The sequence below is a fragment of the Ancylobacter mangrovi genome (genome assembly GCF_024752355.1).
GTDB lineage: Bacteria > Pseudomonadota > Alphaproteobacteria > Rhizobiales > Xanthobacteraceae > Ancylobacter > Ancylobacter mangrovi.
In genome coordinates this window covers 765563-781559 of record NZ_JANTHZ010000002.1, presented here as the reverse complement: position 1 = coordinate 781559, position 15997 = coordinate 765563, and the positions used below count along the sequence as shown (strand labels likewise).

The 15997-nt window shown below is 71.6% G+C and carries 15 protein-coding genes; 5 read left to right on the top strand and 10 right to left on the bottom strand.

The genetic code is table 11. The features are described 5' to 3' along the window. Nucleotides 1-102 precede the first annotated feature (102 nt). The 3 genes from zwf (at nucleotide 103) to edd (ending at nucleotide 4378) form a co-directional block, all read left to right on the top strand. A complete protein-coding gene (zwf, locus tag NVS89_RS09020; RefSeq protein ID WP_258732281.1) occupies nucleotides 103-1578 on the top strand; it encodes a glucose-6-phosphate dehydrogenase in 1476 nt (491 codons plus the stop codon). 149 nt (nucleotides 1579-1727) lie between these two features. Beyond that, nucleotides 1728-2429: a 6-phosphogluconolactonase gene (pgl, locus tag NVS89_RS09015; protein WP_258732280.1), complete on the top strand. Its 702-nt coding sequence runs from the start codon at nucleotides 1728-1730 to the stop codon at nucleotides 2427-2429. 104 nt (nucleotides 2430-2533) lie between these two features. Beyond that, complete coding sequence (gene edd, locus NVS89_RS09010) at nucleotides 2534-4378, top strand: phosphogluconate dehydratase (RefSeq protein WP_258732278.1); 1845 nt, start codon at nucleotides 2534-2536, stop codon at nucleotides 4376-4378. A 19-nt stretch (nucleotides 4379-4397) separates the two neighbouring features. Here the strand turns inward: edd and NVS89_RS09005 are convergent, their stop codons facing one another. Next, complete coding sequence (locus NVS89_RS09005) at nucleotides 4398-5480, bottom strand: DUF2125 domain-containing protein (protein ID WP_258732277.1); 1083 nt, start codon at nucleotides 5478-5480, stop codon at nucleotides 4398-4400. Between the two features lie 261 nt (nucleotides 5481-5741). On the opposite strand from NVS89_RS09005, the gene NVS89_RS09000 reads away from it, so the two are divergent. Further along, nucleotides 5742-6314, top strand: coding sequence for a gamma-glutamylcyclotransferase (locus NVS89_RS09000; RefSeq protein ID WP_258732276.1), 573 nt, complete (start codon nucleotides 5742-5744; stop codon nucleotides 6312-6314). 136 nt (nucleotides 6315-6450) lie between these two features. Here NVS89_RS09000 and NVS89_RS08995 read toward each other — a convergent pair whose 3' ends face one another. The 4 genes from NVS89_RS08995 to ftsE form a co-directional block, all read right to left on the bottom strand. Continuing rightward, nucleotides 6451-6777, bottom strand: coding sequence for a hypothetical protein (locus tag NVS89_RS08995; protein ID WP_258732275.1), 327 nt, complete (start codon nucleotides 6775-6777; stop codon nucleotides 6451-6453). A 111-nt stretch (nucleotides 6778-6888) separates the two neighbouring features. Beyond that, complete coding sequence (locus NVS89_RS08990) at nucleotides 6889-7560, bottom strand: YdcF family protein (protein WP_258732274.1); 672 nt, start codon at nucleotides 7558-7560, stop codon at nucleotides 6889-6891. Nucleotides 7561-7571: 11 nt separating this feature from the next. Next, nucleotides 7572-8558, bottom strand: coding sequence for a cell division protein FtsX (locus tag NVS89_RS08985; RefSeq protein WP_258732273.1), 987 nt, complete (start codon nucleotides 8556-8558; stop codon nucleotides 7572-7574). After that, complete coding sequence (gene ftsE / locus NVS89_RS08980; RefSeq protein WP_258732272.1) at nucleotides 8551-9210, bottom strand: cell division ATP-binding protein FtsE; 660 nt, start codon at nucleotides 9208-9210, stop codon at nucleotides 8551-8553. The genes NVS89_RS08985 and ftsE overlap by 8 nt, the downstream gene beginning before the upstream one ends. 217 nt (nucleotides 9211-9427) lie before the next feature. Between ftsE and hpt the strand changes: the two genes are divergently transcribed. Further along, nucleotides 9428-10036, top strand: coding sequence for a hypoxanthine phosphoribosyltransferase (gene hpt / locus NVS89_RS08975; RefSeq protein WP_258732271.1), 609 nt, complete (start codon nucleotides 9428-9430; stop codon nucleotides 10034-10036). A gap of 200 nt (nucleotides 10037-10236) precedes the next feature. On the opposite strand, the gene NVS89_RS08970 is transcribed toward hpt, so the two are convergent. The 5 genes from NVS89_RS08970 to NVS89_RS23030 all read right to left on the bottom strand — a co-directional run bounded on the left by NVS89_RS08970 (nucleotide 10237) and on the right by NVS89_RS23030 (nucleotide 15975). Beyond that, nucleotides 10237-13086, bottom strand: coding sequence for a TIGR02302 family protein (locus NVS89_RS08970; protein WP_258732269.1), 2850 nt, complete (start codon nucleotides 13084-13086; stop codon nucleotides 10237-10239). Nucleotides 13087-13240: 154 nt separating this feature from the next. Continuing rightward, nucleotides 13241-14509: a diaminopimelate decarboxylase gene (gene lysA / locus NVS89_RS08965; RefSeq protein WP_258732268.1), complete on the bottom strand. Its 1269-nt coding sequence runs from the start codon at nucleotides 14507-14509 to the stop codon at nucleotides 13241-13243. A 16-nt stretch (nucleotides 14510-14525) separates the two neighbouring features. Continuing rightward, nucleotides 14526-14738: an LPS translocon maturation chaperone LptM gene (gene lptM / locus NVS89_RS08960; RefSeq protein WP_258732266.1), complete on the bottom strand. Its 213-nt coding sequence runs from the start codon at nucleotides 14736-14738 to the stop codon at nucleotides 14526-14528. 97 nt (nucleotides 14739-14835) lie between these two features. Further along, nucleotides 14836-15654: an exodeoxyribonuclease III gene (locus tag NVS89_RS08955; protein WP_258732265.1), complete on the bottom strand. Its 819-nt coding sequence runs from the start codon at nucleotides 15652-15654 to the stop codon at nucleotides 14836-14838. Nucleotides 15655-15720: 66 nt separating this feature from the next. Beyond that, nucleotides 15721-15975 (bottom strand): hypothetical protein, encoded by a 255-nt coding sequence (locus tag NVS89_RS23030; RefSeq protein ID WP_502550538.1) that lies wholly within the window; start codon nucleotides 15973-15975, stop codon nucleotides 15721-15723. Between the last annotated feature and the right edge of the window lie 22 nt (nucleotides 15976-15997).

The window sequence follows — 15997 nt, the reverse complement described above, 5'->3', positions numbered from 1 at the left end:
TTTTGCTAGGAATCGGCAAACGCGGGAGCATGCTGGCCGGGAGCCGACACCGGTCCAGCCATCGAGTTGCCGGACGCGAACTGATTTGGGAGACGCTGTTCAATGACCAGTCGCTTGATTCCGGTGGCTCCTTTCGTGCTCACCGTTTTCGGTGCCACGGGCGACCTGTCGCGGCGCAAGCTGCTGCCGGCCCTGTTCCACCGCGACATTGACGGGCAGATCCCCGACGACGCGGTGATCATCGGCGTCTCGCGCCGCCCGCTGAGCGACGAGGAATTCCGCAATTTCGCCCGCCAGGCCCTCGTCGACCATGTCGCCGAGAGCGACCTCGAAGGCGGCGCGCTGGAGCGGTTCCTCGGCCGCCTGTCCTACATCGCCGCCGATGCCGACGCCGATCCCGGCTGGCCCGAGCTCGCCCACCGGGTCTCGGGCCTCCCCGGCCACATCCCGGTCTACTATCTCGCCACGGCTCCGCACCTGTTCGGCCCGATCTGCGAGCGGCTGGGCAAGTTCGGCCTCGCCGATCACGGCCGGGTGGTGATCGAGAAGCCGATCGGCAAGGACCTCGAATCGGCTCTCAAGCTGAACGAGCAGGTCGGCAAGATCTTCCCCGAGGACCAGGTCTACCGCATCGACCACTACCTCGGTAAGGAGACGGTGCAGAACCTGATGGCGCTGCGCTTCGCCAACGCGCTGTTCGAGCCGCTGTGGAACAACGCCCATATCGACCATGTGCAGATCACGGTCGCCGAGGCGCTCGGGGTCGAGGACCGCGCGGGCTATTACGACACCGCCGGCGCCATGCGCGACATGGTGCAGAACCACATGCTGCAGCTCCTGTGCCTCGTCGCCATGGAGCCGCCCTCCTCGCTGGAGGCCGACGCGGTGCGCGACGAAAAGCTGAAGGTGCTGCGCGCGCTGAAGCCGATCGACGACCACAACATGGCGAGCGTCACCGTGCGCGGGCAGTACCGCGCCGGCGCCTCGGCCGGCGGCGCCGTGCCGGGCTATCTCGAGGAGCTCGGCTCCGAGCGCAGCGAGACCGAGACCTTCGTCGCCGTGAAGGCCGAGGTCGAGAACTGGCGCTGGGCCGGCGTGCCGTTCTATCTGCGCACCGGCAAGCGCCTCGCCTCGCGCGTGTCGGAGATCGTGGTCGGCTTCCGCCCGGTGCCGCATTCGGTGTTCGGCGACGCGGTCGGCGCCATCGTCCCGAACCGGCTCGTCATCCGCCTGCAGCCGGACGAGGGCGTCAAGCTGTGGCTGATGATCAAGGACCCCGGCCCGGGCGGCATCCGCCTCACCCACGTGCCGCTCGACATGAGCTTCGCCAAGGCGTTCAAGGTCCGCAACCCGGACGCCTATGAGCGCCTGCTGCTCGACGTGGTGCGCGGCAACCAGACCCTGTTCATGCGCCGCGACGAGGTCGAGGCGGCCTGGCGCTGGGTTGACCCGATCCTCAGCGCCTGGCGCGGCGCCAAGGACCCGCCGCGGCCCTACACCGCCGGCACCTGGGGCCCTTCCGCCGCCATCGCGCTGATCGAGCGCGACGGACGCACCTGGCTTGAGGACGGCGCCTGAGCGGCGCCGCCCGGAAAGCCAGCGCCGGCAGGCGGGCTGACCTGCGGGCGGGCTGAGCTGCAGGCGGGCTGGCTTGCAGGCGGGCTGACATGGCGCGGCAGGCGCCCGGTTCTGGAACGGCGCCCTGCCGGCTGCGCCGAGGTTTGGAGATGGTCGTGAGCCACACGCTGCACGAATTCGCCGACGGCGCCGCCGTCGCGAAGGCCCTTGCGGACTATGTCGCCGCCGCCCTCGCCGCGCGCGTCGAGCGCGACGGCCTGGCGAGCCTAGCCCTGTCGGGCGGGCGCACCCCCACGCGCTTCTTCGAGGAGCTCTCAACCCGCGACCTGCCCTGGGACAAGATCGGCGTCACGCTGGTCGACGAGCGCTGGGTGCGCGAGACCTCCGACCGCTCCAATGCCCGGCTCGTGCGCCAGCACCTCCTGAAGGGCAAGGCGGCGGCGGCGCGCTTCATCCCGCTCGCCAACGACGCGCCGAGCCCCGAGGCGGGGCTGTTCGCCGTCAATGAATCGCTGGAGGAGCTCTCCTGGCCGCTCGCCTGCGCCGTGCTCGGCATGGGCGACGACGGCCACACCGCCTCCTTCTTCCCGGGCGGGGATCATCTGGAGGAGGCGCTCGACCCCGAGGGGACGCTCGGTCTCATCCCGATGCACGCGGAAGGCGCCGGCGAGCCGCGCATCACCCTCACCCTGCCGGTGCTGCTGGCGGCGGATGCGCTGGCGCTCCATATCGAGGGCGCGGCCAAGCGTCCGGTGCTGGAGAAGGCGCTCGGCGAGGGCCCTGCGACCGACATGCCGATCCGCGCCGTGCTGCGGGCCGAGCGCCCGCTGGACATCTTCTGGGCCCCGTAGCCTCGCCGCGCGAGGCGCCACGCCCGACCGCGGTGCCGCCGGGGCACCGCCCGAGCCGACCCGGCCGGCACCCGCCGGCCGATGACGATCTTGAGGAGAGCAGCATGGTCGACGCCGTCATTCCGTCCAGCGTCAATGCCCGCCTTGGCGAGGTGACCGAGCGCGTCGCCCGGCGCTCGCAGGACAGCCGCGCCCGCTATCTCGACCGCATCGCCGACGCCGCGCGCAAGCAGCCGGTGCGCCAGCAGCTCGGCTGCGCCAACCAGGCGCACGGCTTCGCCGCCTGCGGCCCGGCCGACAAGGAGATGCTGCGCGAGGGCGAGGGCGCCAACCTCGCCATCGTCACCGCCTATAACGACATGCTCTCGGCCCACCAGCCCTATGAGCGCTTCCCCGACCTGATCCGCGCCGCCGCGCGCGCGGCCGGCGGCGTGGCGCAGGTCGCCGGCGGCGTGCCGGCCATGTGCGACGGCGTCACCCAGGGCGAGGCCGGCATGGAGCTGTCGCTGTTCTCGCGCGACGTGATCGCGCTTTCCACCGCGGTCGCGCTCTCGCACCAGACCTTCGACGCGGTGGTCTATATGGGCATCTGCGACAAGATCGTGCCCGGCCTCGTCATCGGCGCGCTCAGCTTCGGCCACCTGCCGGCGGTGTTCATCCCCTCCGGGCCGATGACCTCGGGCCTGCCCAATGACGAGAAGGCCAAGATCCGCCAGCTTTTCGCCGAAGGGAAGGTGGGCCGCGACGCGCTGCTCGAGGCCGAGAGCCAGTCCTATCACGGGCCGGGAACCTGCACCTTCTACGGCACCGCCAACACCAACCAGATGATGATGGAGATCATGGGCCTGCACCTGCCCGGCGCCTCCTTCGTCAATCCCAACACGCCGCTGCGCGACGCGCTGACCACCGCCGCCGCCGAACGCGCCATGGCGATCACCGCGCTCGGCAACGACTACGTGCCGGTCGGGCGGATGCTGGACGAGCGGGTGTTCGTGAACGGCATCGTCGGCCTGCACGCCACCGGCGGCTCCACCAACCACACGCTGCACGTCGTCGCCATGGCGGCGGCGGCCGGCATCCAGCTGAGCTGGGACGACTTCTCCGACCTCGCCGAGATCACGCCGCTGCTGTGCCGCGTCTATCCCAACGGCAAGGCCGACGTGAACCATTTCCACGCCGCCGGCGGCATGGGCTTCATCATTCGCGAGCTGCTCGGCGACGGGCTGCTGCATCGCGACGTCGAGACGGTGTGGGGCGGCGGGCTCGGCGCCTATACGCAGGAGCCGGCCCTCGCGGCGGACGGCGCGCTCACCTGGCGCGACGGCGCCCGCACCAGCGGCGACGAGGCGGTGCTGCGCGGCGCCGCCGCCCCGTTCCAGCCGACCGGCGGGCTCCGGCTGCTCTCGGGCGATCTCGGCCGCGCCGTCATCAAGACCTCGGCCATCGCGACCGAGCGCCACATCATCGAGGCGCCGGCGCGGGTGTTCCACAGCCAGGAGGAGCTGCAGGCCGCCTTCAAGGCCGGCGACCTCAAGGGCGACTTCGTCGCCGTGGTGCGCTTCCAGGGGCCGAAGGCGAACGGCATGCCCGAGCTGCACAAGCTGATGCCTCCGCTCGGCGTGCTGCAGGACCGCGGCAACAAGGTCGCGCTGGTGACGGACGGGCGCCTGTCCGGCGCCTCCGGCAAGGTGCCGGCGGCGATCCACGTCACCCCCGAGGCGGCCGATGGCGGGCCGATCGCGCTGATTCGCAATGGCGATATGATCCGCCTCGACGCGGTGGCCGGCACCCTCACCGTTCTGGTCGACCCCGAAGTGTGGGCGGAGCGGGCGCCGACCCCGGCCGACCTGTCGGCCTCGCATGTCGGCGTCGGGCGCGAGCTGTTCGCCTCCTTCCGCGCGGCGGTGGGCACGGCCGACACCGGCGCCACCATCTTCGCCATGCAGTGAGGCGCGCGCCCCGCGCCCGCTAGAGCACCGGGCCGATCTTGCCGAGCGGGATCATGCCGAGCGTGACCTGCCCGCGGCGGAAGGCGAAGCGGAAGCCGGAGGCGGGGGCGCCGTCGATGGTGGTGGGCGAGCCCATCGCCATCATGGCCGGCGCCAGGTTCACCATGAAGTCGGGCATCAGCCCCGCGCTCGACAGCGCCCCGAACAGGGCCGGCGCATTGGCGAGCGAGAGGTCGAGCGTGCCGTCGAGCCGGCGATGCGAGTCGAGCCCGAGCTCGCCGCTCGCGCTGATCACCCCGCCGGCGGCGCTGAGCTGGGCCTCGAGCAGCTTCACCCGGCCGCCCGCGGCCTGCCACAGATTGATGCGCTCGAGCGGCGGCATGGCGCGGAAATCGGGCACCTGCGTCACCGTCGCCTGCATCTCGCCATCCACTTCCGGCCCCGCCGCGCCGGCGATGAACAGGCCCTTCGCGCCCTTCACCGCGGTGGCGATGTCGAGCGTGCTGTCGGCCTCGCCCGGATGGTGGCGCACATGCAGCACCGCCTCGCGCGCGGTGAGCACGGTCGTGCCCTGGGTGGTCAGCGTGTAGTCCTTGGCCAGCATCGAGACCCGCTCCGGCCGCCCGCCGCTGCCGACGCCGCTGAGCTGCAGCAGCGACCAGTCGGCGATCGCCTCGCGCCCGGTCGCCGCCTCGGTGAGCTTCGCCGGGCCCTGGAACTCAGCGATGATGTGGCCGGGGTCCCAGACCTGCGCCACCGCATGGGCGCGCACGGCGGTGGCGGTCCATTTGTCGATGCCGGCGAACTCAACGGTCGGCTGGTCGCAGATCAGCTCGAAGCGGAACGGGAAGCCGCCGATCTGCCGGTTGGCGCAGCTCCAGGTCCGCCCCTGTACCGCCTCCGCCGCGATCCAGGCGTCGACCTCCTTGTCGACCCGGCCCGAGGCGTAGAACCACACCCCGCACCAGCCGAGCGCCAGCAATAGCAGCAGCGCCACCGGCAGCGTGATCAGCCAGCGCCGGTGGGAGCGGGGCGCGCTCGCGGGCGGCGGCGTCTCGCCGGTCGGGGCGGCCGGATCGGAGGGGACGTCGGGAAGGCTCATCGGCAGACTCCAGCGGGACGCGGGCGGCGGGCACATTCCTATGCCGGTGCGGCGCGCATATGGCGTGGCGGGACCGCCCCCGGGGCCGGCGCATGGACCGCGCGGCGCCCGTGGACGGATCGTGGACCGGCGGAGCGCAGCCGGGCATCGTGCCTCCCGCCCGGCGTGCCGCGCGGCATCTTGCGCGCGATGGCCGGCTCGTGCGACGGCAGGGCTGCGTTTCCTTATCGAAGCCCTTAACCCGATTTCGGTCCCGCCGCCATGGACGTCATCCTTCCCGCTACCATCGACCCCGCCGGTGCGGCAGGCCCGGGCGCGGGCGAGCTGTGGGTGTTCGGCTACGGCTCGCTGATGTGGAACCCGGGCTTCGACTTCGAGGAGCGGGTGACCGGCAAGCTGATCGGTGCCCACCGCTCCTTCTGCGTGCTCTCGGTGCACTGGCGCGGCACGCCGGAAAAGCCGGGCCTGGTGCTCGGCCTCGACCGCGGCGGGGCCTGCGTCGGCATCGCCTTCCGCGTCGCGGCGGCCAAGGCAGAGGCGACGCTCGCCTATCTGCGCGAGCGCGAGCAGGTGACCAACATCTATCGCGAGGCGGTGCGCCGGGTCTGGCTGAAGGACGGCAGCGCGCGCACCGTTCCCGCCGTCGCCTTCCTGGTCGATCGCGGCCATACCCAGTATGCGGGCCGGCTGAGCCCGGACGAGCGCCTGCACCTGATCCGCCAGGGCCACGGCGTGGGCGGGCCGAACACCGACTATGTCAGCGCCACCGCGCGCCACCTCGCCGAGCTCGGCATCCGGGACGCGGAGATCGACTGGCTGACGCAGCGGCTGTGAGCCGCGCGGGCGCAATCGGACCGGTACCGAAACGATCCCTCGGCTCCCTGCGCCGCCATCCCGCCATGCGCCGCGTCGCAGCGGCGCAGGCGTGAGGACGGCGCGGGTCGGAAGCGAGCACGTCAGGGGGACGTGCTCAGGACGGCGCGAGCGACCCGCTCTCGGTCTCGGGCAGGATGCGCAGATGGATCTCCTGCGCGCCCATGACCCGGGCCATCAGCCGGGCCTTGGCCCCGGCCGGACCCGACCATAGCGGAACGCAGCGCCCGTTCTCCGAGCGCACCGCCATCGCCACCGCATCCGGATAGTCCGGCGCGTCCTCGACGGGATAGACCGAATAGACCTGCCGACGCCCGTCCGGACCGCGCCAGAGCCGGAAGCGGCGCGCCAGCAGCGTGTCCGCCGCGCGCAGCGGGCCGTCGTCGGTGAGCGAATCGCCATAAGTGATGTCGTGTGTCATCATGGGAACAAATCTAGAACATCTGTGGATGACGTCAATGCGCCAGAATGGTTTCATTGAAGTGAATCCGCGATGCCGCCGATTGTTCCCGCCCGCCGGTTGCGACCGCGCGCTTCAGGACCGCGAGATGCCGGACTGCGGCGCCAGCGCCGGCCAGGAGCGCACGCCGAGCCAGGTGCCGACGAACTTCACATATTCGCCGAACAGCAGCCGCGCGCTCGCCAGCGTGCTGCGCAGGCCCTTCTCCTCGTCCTCGCGCGCCACCACCGGGAACGGCACCAGCTCGATGTCCGGCATCGCCCGGCGAAGCTCCACCAGCGCGCGCGGCATGTGCCAGGAGGAGGTGACGACGAGCAGCGAGTGGAAGCCGCGCTCGCGCGCCCATTGCGCGGTCTCGATGGCATTGCCGCGCGTGTTCAGCGCCGAGCGGCCGAGCTCGACGCAGCATTTGAGCACGTCGTCGGGCACCTGCGCGGCACGGCCGATCTCGGTCAGCGTGGTGCTGGGGTGGACCCCGGTGATGAGCAGGCGCTGGCCGCGGTGCTGGGCGAGCAGGATCGTCGCGTCGGGAATGCGCTCCGCCCCGCCGGTGAGCACGACGATGCCGTCGGCGCTGCGGGTCGGCTGCGCTTCCCGGCCCTGCAGGCTGGCGACGAACAGGGCGAAGCCGGCCAGCACCGACACCAGCGCCGCGACCACGAGCACCAGCGCGGCGCGGACGAGGCGCCGGACGCGCCGCAGCGGGGCCTGCGTGCCGGCGGGATCGTGAGGGTCGGTGCGGGACACGAAGGCGTCGCCTAGCTGATGCCGCGCAGGGTGCGGAACACCGTCACCCGCGAGGTGATCGCCGTCACCAGCGCCACCAGCACGGCGACACCGAGAATGCCGCCATAGCCGCGCGGGTCGAGCCGCATGGCGCCGATCAGCGTATCGGCCGGGTCGCCCGCGGCAAGCCAGCCCGGCAGGGTCGAACCGAGGAAGAACAGCGCCATCGCCGCGCCGCCGCCGATCGCGCCGCCCTTGAAGCCGATGGTGAGGAAGTGGTGCTGGAACTCGCGGGCGATGAAGGTGTCGCGCGCGCCGATGAAATGCAGCACCTCGACGATGCCGCGCGCCGCGTCCACCGCCGCGCGGGTCGCGAACACCACGCAAAGCACCGTCGCCGCCCCCACCAGCGCCAGTATGGCGAGGCCGATCACCACCACCGTACGCGCGGTGGAGGAAAGCCGCTCAGTCCATTGCCGGTGGTCGTCGAGGCTGGCCGAGGGCACCTCGTTCGCGAGGCTGGCGCGCAGGTCGGCGATGGTCTGGCGCCCGGCATCCGGGCCGAGCGTCACCACCACGAGGCGCGGCACCGGCAGGTTCGACACGTCGAGCCCGGAGCCGAGCCAGGGCTCCAGCAGGTCGGCGGTCTCGCGCTCGTCGAGCGCGCGCGCGTCGGCGATGCCGGGCGTCTGCCGGGCGAGCGCGACGGCGCGGCTCAGCGCGGCGGGCACGTCGAGCCCGTCGCCGGGCTTGATCTCGATCGTGGTCTCGCGGGCTATGTCGGAGGTCCAGTCGGCGGCGACCGTGCGCACGGCGGCGACGCTGCCGATGGTGATGCCGGCGAGGAAGGTCATGATCGCCACCACCGCCACCAGCGCATTGGCGGTAACGCTGGCGCGCGGCACGATCGAGCGGCCGGAGCGGGGATGCTCGTCCGGGTGTGCGTCGGCGCGGCGCAGGCGCAGCCGCAGGGCGCGGAGCGGGGTGTCGGGCTGTTGTGGGGAGGTCGCCTCAATCATAGACCGTCAATCGTCCCTGGTGGATGACCAGCCGGCGCGCGTCGAACTGGTCCATCAGCGCGATGTCGTGGGTGGCGATGAGCACGGAGGTGCCGCTCTTGTGCAGCTCGAGGAACAGCCGCATCAGCCGCCGGGCGAGGCCGGGATCGACATTGCCGGTGGGCTCGTCCGCCAGCAGGATCTCCGGCCGGCTGATCAGCGCGCGGGCGATGGCGGCGCGCTGCTTCTCGCCGCCCGACAGCACCGGCGGCAGCACGTGCATGCGCTCGCCAAGGCCCACCCATTGCAGCAGCTCCTGCACCTCGGCGCGATAGCCCGCCTCCTCGCGCTCCTGCACGCGCAGCGGCAGCGCCACATTTTCATAGGTAGTGAGGTGGTCGAGCAAGCGGAAATCCTGGAACACGATGCCGATGCGCCGGCGCATCGACGCCGTTTCATCGGGGGCGAGTTTGGCCGCATCGCGGCCGAACATGTTGATCAGCCCGCGCGTGGGGCGCAGCGACAGGAACATCAGCCGCAGCAGCGTGGTCTTTCCCGCGCCCGAGGGGCCGGTGAGGAACTGGAACGAGTGCGGCGGAATGCCGAAGGTGACGTCGCGCAGCACTTCCGGGCCCATGCCGTAGCGCAAACCGACATTCTCGAAACGAACCAAGGCTGTTCCCCAAGGATGGCCTGCGGCGGGGCGCTGCCGGCACGCGGTCGGCAGCACGGCGATTCACTCTGCTCGCGGCTTCTAACATAGCCTGCCCAAGGCGCGACAAAAGCGGGCGCGCAAAAGAGCGGCAACTGGACGGCGCGACATCGGCCGGTCATGGTGCCCGGCAAAAGCGCGGTCCGGAATCGGGCCGCCCATGCCGACGGGGAGAAAGATGAGCGACAAGACCGACCGTCCTGCTGGCACGCCCGCCGAATCCGCCGCCTCTGCGGCCGGCTCATCCACCGAGGCCGCCCATATCGAGGTGCTGTTCGACGCCGAGACCATCGCCGCGCGCAACCGCGAGCTGGCGGCCGAGATCGTGGCAGCGAAGCCTGAGAAGCTGGTGGTGATCGCGGTGCTGAAGGGCAGCTTCGTGTTCGCCGCCGACCTCATCCGCGCCATGCATGCCGCCGGGCTGGCGCCGGAGGTAGAGTTCATCACCCTGTCGAGCTACCGCGACGCGCGGGTCTCCTCCGGCCAGGTCACGGTGCTGCGCGACATCGACAGCGACGTGCGCGGGCGCGACGTGCTGCTGATCGACGACATCCTCGAATCGGGCCGCACGCTCGCCTTCGCCAAGGACCTGCTCGCCGCCCGCGGGGCGCGGCGGGTGATGGTGTGCGTGCTGCTGGAGAAGCCGCAGAAGCGGGCGGTGCAGGTGGACGCCGATTTCGTCGGCTTCGAGTGCCCGGACTATTTCGTGGTCGGCTACGGCATGGACGTCTCGCACGCCTACCGCCAGCTTCCCTTCATCGGCCACATCCCCGGCCAGGAAGGCTGACCCCCGCGCGCCGGCCCCGGTGACGCGCCAAGGGGCGGGCGACGCGGCGGGCGTTCGACGCGTGAAGGGGCGGGCATGGCGAACGCCGGGCGGATGCCGGGCATGCCCAGCCGAACCCCGCCGGCGCTCCGCGCGCTTCCCCGAGGCGCCGGACGGCCGGCCTCGCGGCGGCCGCCCATGCGGCCGGCACGCGCGACCGGTCAGAAGTCGTGCAGCAGCCTTTCGAGATAATCGAGCTCGAGGCGCGGGCGCGAGGGGTCGCTGAAGCGGCGGCGCAGCTCCTCCAGCACCTGTCGGGCGCGCTGCATGTCCATCTCGTCCGGCACCTTCACGGTGACGTCGTCGCCATAGTCGCGCGAGCGCAGCGGCCGGCCGAGCGGGTCGTTGCGCTCGGCCATCTCGCCGGAGGGACCGCCCGGCTGGCCGCCGGGGCCGCCCTCCTGCTGCTGCATCGCCTCGGCCATCTGCTGGGCACCGCGGCGCAGCGCCTGCAGCGCCTCGCTCTGGGCGTCGACGGCGCCGGTGCCGTCGCCCTGGCCGAGCGCCTCCTCGGCCTCGCGCATCGCCTGCTCGGCCTGGCCGAGGCCCGATTCGCCGGGCATGCCGCCCTGGCCGTTCTGTCCCTGCTGCCCTTGCTGGCCCTGTTCGCCCTGCTGGCCCTCGCCCTGCTGGCCGGGCTGGCGGCCGCGCATGGCCTGCTCCATCTTCTCGCGGAGCTGGCGGAGCTGCTCGCGAAGCTGCTCCTGGCTCTGGCGCAGGTCGCCGAACTGCTGGCCGTTCTGCCCCTGCTCGCCTTGCTGGCCTTGCTGGCCCTGCTGGCCGTTCTCGCCCTGCTGACCCTGCTGGCCCTGCTTGAAGGTGCGGTCGCGCAGCTGCTGCTGGCGGCGGATCATGTCGCCGAGCTGGTCCATCGCCTGCGACATCTGGCTCTGGCCGCGGCGCTGCTGCTGGCGGCCGGCCTGCAGGCCGTTGAGCATGTTCTGCAGCTCGCTCAGCATCTGCCGCGCCGCGTCGCGCGCCCCGTTACGGGCCATCTGCTCGATGCGGTCGAGCATCTTCTGCAGGTCCTGCGGGCGCACGAAGCGGGTGTTGGGGTCCATCGGCTGGGAGCTGTCGGCCTGGTCGCGATTGCGCATCGCCTCCTTGGCCAGCTCCTGCATAAACTTCTGCATCGCCTGGCGCAGCTCGTCGGTCAGGCGCTTGATGTCGTCGTCGCTGGCGTTGTTCTCGAGCGCGTTCTGCAGCGCCTGCTGGGCGTCGCGCAGGCGCTTCTCGACATCGGACAGGTCGCCGTCCTCGATCCGGATCGCGACCTCCCACAGATAGTCGACCACCCCGCGCAGTTCGTCGTCGGTCTTCGCGTTGACGAGCCGCCAGTAGGCCGTGCGCAGGCCCATATACTGCGAAGCGTCGGGGGTGAAGCGGTCGGGCGCGATGGCGAGGCCGTCGAGCGCCGCCTCCACCCGCTCGCGCTGGTTGGCGTCGAGGGCGAGGCGGCTGCGCTCGTCGATCAGCGCGCGGGCGAGCGGGTTGGTGAACAGCCGCTCCGGCAGCACGAAGCGGCGCGGGCGCGACATGCCGACATTGCCGGCCTGGTCGCGCGCGGTCAGCGTCATGGTCACGCGGGTGCCGGCCCACGGGCTCTCGGTGAGGTCGCGCGTGGTCTGCCCGGTGGCGACCTTGCCGCGCCCGCCCGAGAGCGGCAGCGGGAAGTTCGGCGGGCCGACCAGCACGCGCGCGGCGGGCTTCGCCGGCGCGTTGCTCAGCGCATGCAGCGGCGGGGCGGGCGGCACGGCGGCGAAGGTCGCCTCGGCGGCGGCGACGCCGTAATCGTCCTCGGCCTTGTAGGCGAGGATCAGCCCGGTGCGGCCGGAGGCCTGCGGCTCGCGGGTGAGCTCGATGCTCGGCGGCTCGTCCGGCACGGCACGGAAGTGCCAGGCGACGACGCGCCCGTCCGGCCCGGTAATGCGCGCCGAGCCGTCGGCCTTGATGAGGAAGTGATGCTCGTTGGCGGCCGTGCGGCCGCTGCCGGACGAGGAGGTCGACGTCGAGGACGAGGATGCCGTCGCGGTGCCGGCGGTCGCAGCATTCGGGCCCTTGCCGGTCGCGTCCGCCGCCTTCTCTTCGCCCGTCTTCCCGTCGGTCTTCTCTTCGGCCTTGGCCTCTTCCGCCGGGGCGATGCCGCCCTCGACGCTGGGCCGGGCGGTTATCGGGCCGGTCACCCGCACCACCAGCTCGCTGCCCGCCGGCACCGTGAGCGCGGCGGCGTCATAGGACGGGGTGGAGGGGTCGGACGGCGCCTCGGCGGCGCTGGCGGCATTGGCGTTCTGCGCGACGTCGAGCGAGCGCAGCCCCGGCAGCATCACCGGCGGGCGCGCCGTGTAGCCTGGCGGCGTGACCCAGGCGTCGATGCGGTAGGGCACCGGCGGCACCGGCGTCTGCCAGTCGAAGGCCGCCGAGATGCGCCGGAGATGGTCTCCCGGCGCCATGAAGAAGGTGGCGACCACGCCCAGCAGCACCAGCGCCCGCACGGCGCGCCCGTCGATCGCGGCAAGGCGCGGCGAGGGCAGGCCGGCCCTGAGGCTGCCGAGCTGGTTCGAGGCGCGCGTCACATGGGCCCGCCACAGCGCGGCGCCCACGGGATCGTCCGGCCGGGTGGCGAGGTGGTCCGCCAGCGCGGTGACCGGGCGATGCGGCAGCCGGCTGGTGCGGTCGAGCCGGGCCAGCGTCTCGGCGGCCGAGGGCGGGCGGATGCGGAATAGGGGAATGAGCGCGGCGAGGACGAGCAGCGCGAAGGGCACGAGCAGCGCCATGCGCCAGAGCGGCGTCAGCGCCACCCACAGGCCGAGCCAGGAGGCGATGAGGAACACGCCCAGCGCCGCCGCCACGGCCGCGATGGCCGGCCAGCTGCGCTCCCACAGGATCGCGGCATAGGCGCGCTGCTGCGCCGCGTCCATGCGCTTCTCGGCGCGGCGGATCGCGGCGCGCACCCGATCCTCGGCCCGCATGTCGCCGCCGGTTTCCGACTGTCCTTCCGGTGCCGCCGTCACGCGATCGTCCTCCGACCCTGAACCGCACACCAGCCCCAACGTCAGCTTAGCATGCGCAGCGAGGGGCGCCAGCCCTGCCGCTTTCGCGGGCGCGCCCAATCGATAATCAGATCGTGACCGCCCGGCGCGGCAAATGTGGCGGCCGGCAGCGGCGTCAGGCGAGCCACCCGGGCAGGTGGTCGAGCGCGATCAGCGCATCGGCGTCGAGGCGCGGGCGCACCAGCGCGAACTGCCCGCCCTTCACCAGAACCTCGGGCACCAGCGGGCGGGTATTGTAGGTCGAGGCCTGCACCGCGCCATAGGCGCCGGCGGTCATCACCGCGACGATGTCGCCGCTGCGCAGCGCCGGCAGCCGCCGCCCCAGCGCCAGGAAATCGCCGGATTCGCACACCGGCCCGACCACATCCGCGACCATCTGCCCCTGCCCCTCTACCGGCGCGCGCACGGGCAAAATTTCGTGATGAGCGTCGTAGAGGGTGGGACGGATGAGATCGTTCATCGCCGCGTCGACGATGACGAAGTGCTTGCCCTCGCCTTCCTTCACATAGAGCACGCGGGTCAGCAGGATGCCGGCATTGGCGACCAGCATGCGGCCGATCTCGAACACCAGGCCGAGGCCGAGATTGTGCGTATGGCGCTTCACCAGCGCCGCATAGGCGGCCGGCAGCGGCGGCTCGGGCTCGCCGGCGACATAGGGAACGCCGAGCCCGCCGCCGAGATCGAGATGGGTCAGCGGGTGGCCGTCCGCCAGCAGGTCGCGGGCGAGCTCGACGAGCAGCGCGGTGGCGTTGTCGAACGGGCCGAGATCGGTGATCTGGCTGCCGATATGCATGTCGACGCCGGTGATGCGGATGCCCGGCAGCGCCGCCGCATGGGCATAGACCTCGCGCGCCCGCGAGACCGGGATGCCGAATTTGTTCTCCGACTTGCCGGTCGAGATCTTGTGGTGGGTCCGGGCGTCGACGTCCGGATTGACGCGGATCGAGACCGGCGCGGCGACGCCGTGGCTGACCGCCACCTCGGAGAGGGTGAGCAGCTCCGGCTCGCTCTCGACGTTGAAACACATGATGCCGGCGTCGAGCGCGGCCGCGATCTCCTCGCGTGTCTTGCCGACGCCTGAGAACACGATCCGGTGCGGCGCCACCCCCGCCGCCAACGCCCGCTTCAGCTCGCCGCCGGAGACGATGTCGGCGCCGGCGCCGAGCCGGGCGAAGGTGCGGATCACGGCCTGGTTGGAATTGGCCTTCACCGCGTAGCACAGCGTGGTGTTCATGCCCTCGAACGCCTCGGTGAACACCCGGTGGTGTCGCTCCAGCGTCGCGCTCGAATAGACATAGGTCGGCGTGCCGACCGCCTGGGCGATGTCGGCGAGGTTCACATCCTCGGCGTGGAGGATGCCGTCGCGATAGGCGAAATGGTGCATGGCCGGGGCGCGCCGATCAGAGCAGGCCGTCGAGGATGAAGGGCTTGTCCGGCTTTATCGGCCCGGTGTCCTTGGGCATCTTGCCGTCCGGCCCGGGATGGCCCATCGGCGAATCCGGCGGCGGCTCCAGCGGGCCTTTGACGCCGCAGCCGCCGAGCGCCAGCGCCCCGCCGAGAACGAGCGCGGCGGCGAGGTATCGGGATGGGCGGGACAGGAGGCGGCGGGTCAAGGAAGGATCCTCGGGCTGGCGGCGAAGCGGGCGGCGGGACGGCGTCTGGCGCAACCTATAACGAGCCTCCGCCAAAGGCGAGCCCGCCCGCGCGCCCTCACGCATCGAGGCTCACGATCACCGGCACGTGGTCGGACGGACGCTCCCAGCCGCGCGCCTCGCGAAGCACGGTGAGCCCGGTGGCCGCCGGCGCCAGGGCGGGGCTCGCCCACACATGGTCGAGCCGGCGTCCGCGATTGGAGGCCGCCCAGTCGGCGGCGCGGTAGCTCCACCAGGTGAACAGCTTGTCCTGCGGCGGGATGAAGTTGCGCATCACGTCGACCCAGCCGCCCGCCGCCTGCAGCGCGCCGAGCTTCTCCACCTCGATCGGCGTGTGGCTGACCACGTCGAGAAGCTGCTTGTGGCTCCACACGTCGGTCTCGAGCGGCGCGATATTGAGGTCGCCGACCAGGATCGAGCGCGCGCCGGGCGCGAGCGGATGTAGCGCCTCCCAGGCGGTCGCCTCGTCGAGGAAGGCGAGCTTGTGGCGGAACTTCTCGTTGACCGCCGGGTCGGGAATGTCGCCGCCGGCCGGGATGTAGAAATTGTGGATCGTCAGCGGCGCGTCGAGCCCGGCCTCGCGGCCCAGCACCGCGCTGATGTGGCGCGCGTCGCCCATGTCGCAGAAACCCTGCCGGCTCACGCTTTCGAACGGTCGCTTCGAGAGGATGGCGACGCCGTGATAGCCCTTCTGGCCATGGATCGCCGCGTGCGGATAGCCGAACTTCGCCGCGTCCTTCAGCGGGAAGCGGTCGTCGGGCGTCTTGGTCTCCTGCAGGCAGATGACGTCCGGCTGGTGCTCGCGGGCGAGCTTGGCGACGAGCTCGATGCGCAGGCGCACCGAATTGATGTTCCAGGTGGCGATGGAGAGCGGCACGGAGGACGGGACCTTTGCGGACGCGGCATCAGGCGACCGCGATGGAGGAACAGGTTCCCCTCAATATCAATCCAGCGCGTCGGGATGAAGTGAGCGATGACCAGAGAATGTGGACCGTTTGAGCGAACATCCCGGATGGGCCACGCGATGCTCGAAATGTGCGCGCTGGCCGGTCGTCCCCTCCTTGTGGGCGCGGACGCGGCCATGGCATTCGCGGCACCGCATGCGTTCGGGACGATGACGCAGAGCGTCCTCTATGCCGATGCAAAGCCACGCACCGGCCTGCCAGACCTGGGCAATATCCGATTTCTCGTCGGTCATCCCGTCAGGCTGCCGGAATAAC

Bases quoted from the DNA above. Each gene is read 5' to 3' on its own strand.
- zwf (WP_258732281.1), top strand. From the start codon at position 103: ATGACCAGTCGCTTGATTCCGGTGGCTCCTTTCGTGCTCACCGTTTTC.
- pgl (WP_258732280.1), top strand. From the start codon at position 1,728: ATGGTCGTGAGCCACACGCTGCACGAATTCGCCGACGGCGCCGCCGTC.
- edd (WP_258732278.1), top strand. From the start codon at position 2,534: ATGGTCGACGCCGTCATTCCGTCCAGCGTCAATGCCCGCCTTGGCGAG.
- NVS89_RS09005 (WP_258732277.1), bottom strand. From the start codon at position 5,480: ATGAGCCTTCCCGACGTCCCCTCCGATCCGGCCGCCCCGACCGGCGAG.
- NVS89_RS09000 (WP_258732276.1), top strand. From the start codon at position 5,742: ATGGACGTCATCCTTCCCGCTACCATCGACCCCGCCGGTGCGGCAGGC.
- NVS89_RS08995 (WP_258732275.1), bottom strand. From the start codon at position 6,777: ATGATGACACACGACATCACTTATGGCGATTCGCTCACCGACGACGGC.
- NVS89_RS08985 (WP_258732273.1), bottom strand. From the start codon at position 8,558: ATGATTGAGGCGACCTCCCCACAACAGCCCGACACCCCGCTCCGCGCC.
- hpt (WP_258732271.1), top strand. From the start codon at position 9,428: ATGAGCGACAAGACCGACCGTCCTGCTGGCACGCCCGCCGAATCCGCC.
- lysA (WP_258732268.1), bottom strand. From the start codon at position 14,509: ATGCACCATTTCGCCTATCGCGACGGCATCCTCCACGCCGAGGATGTG.
- NVS89_RS23030 (WP_502550538.1), bottom strand. From the start codon at position 15,975: ATGACCGACGAGAAATCGGATATTGCCCAGGTCTGGCAGGCCGGTGCG.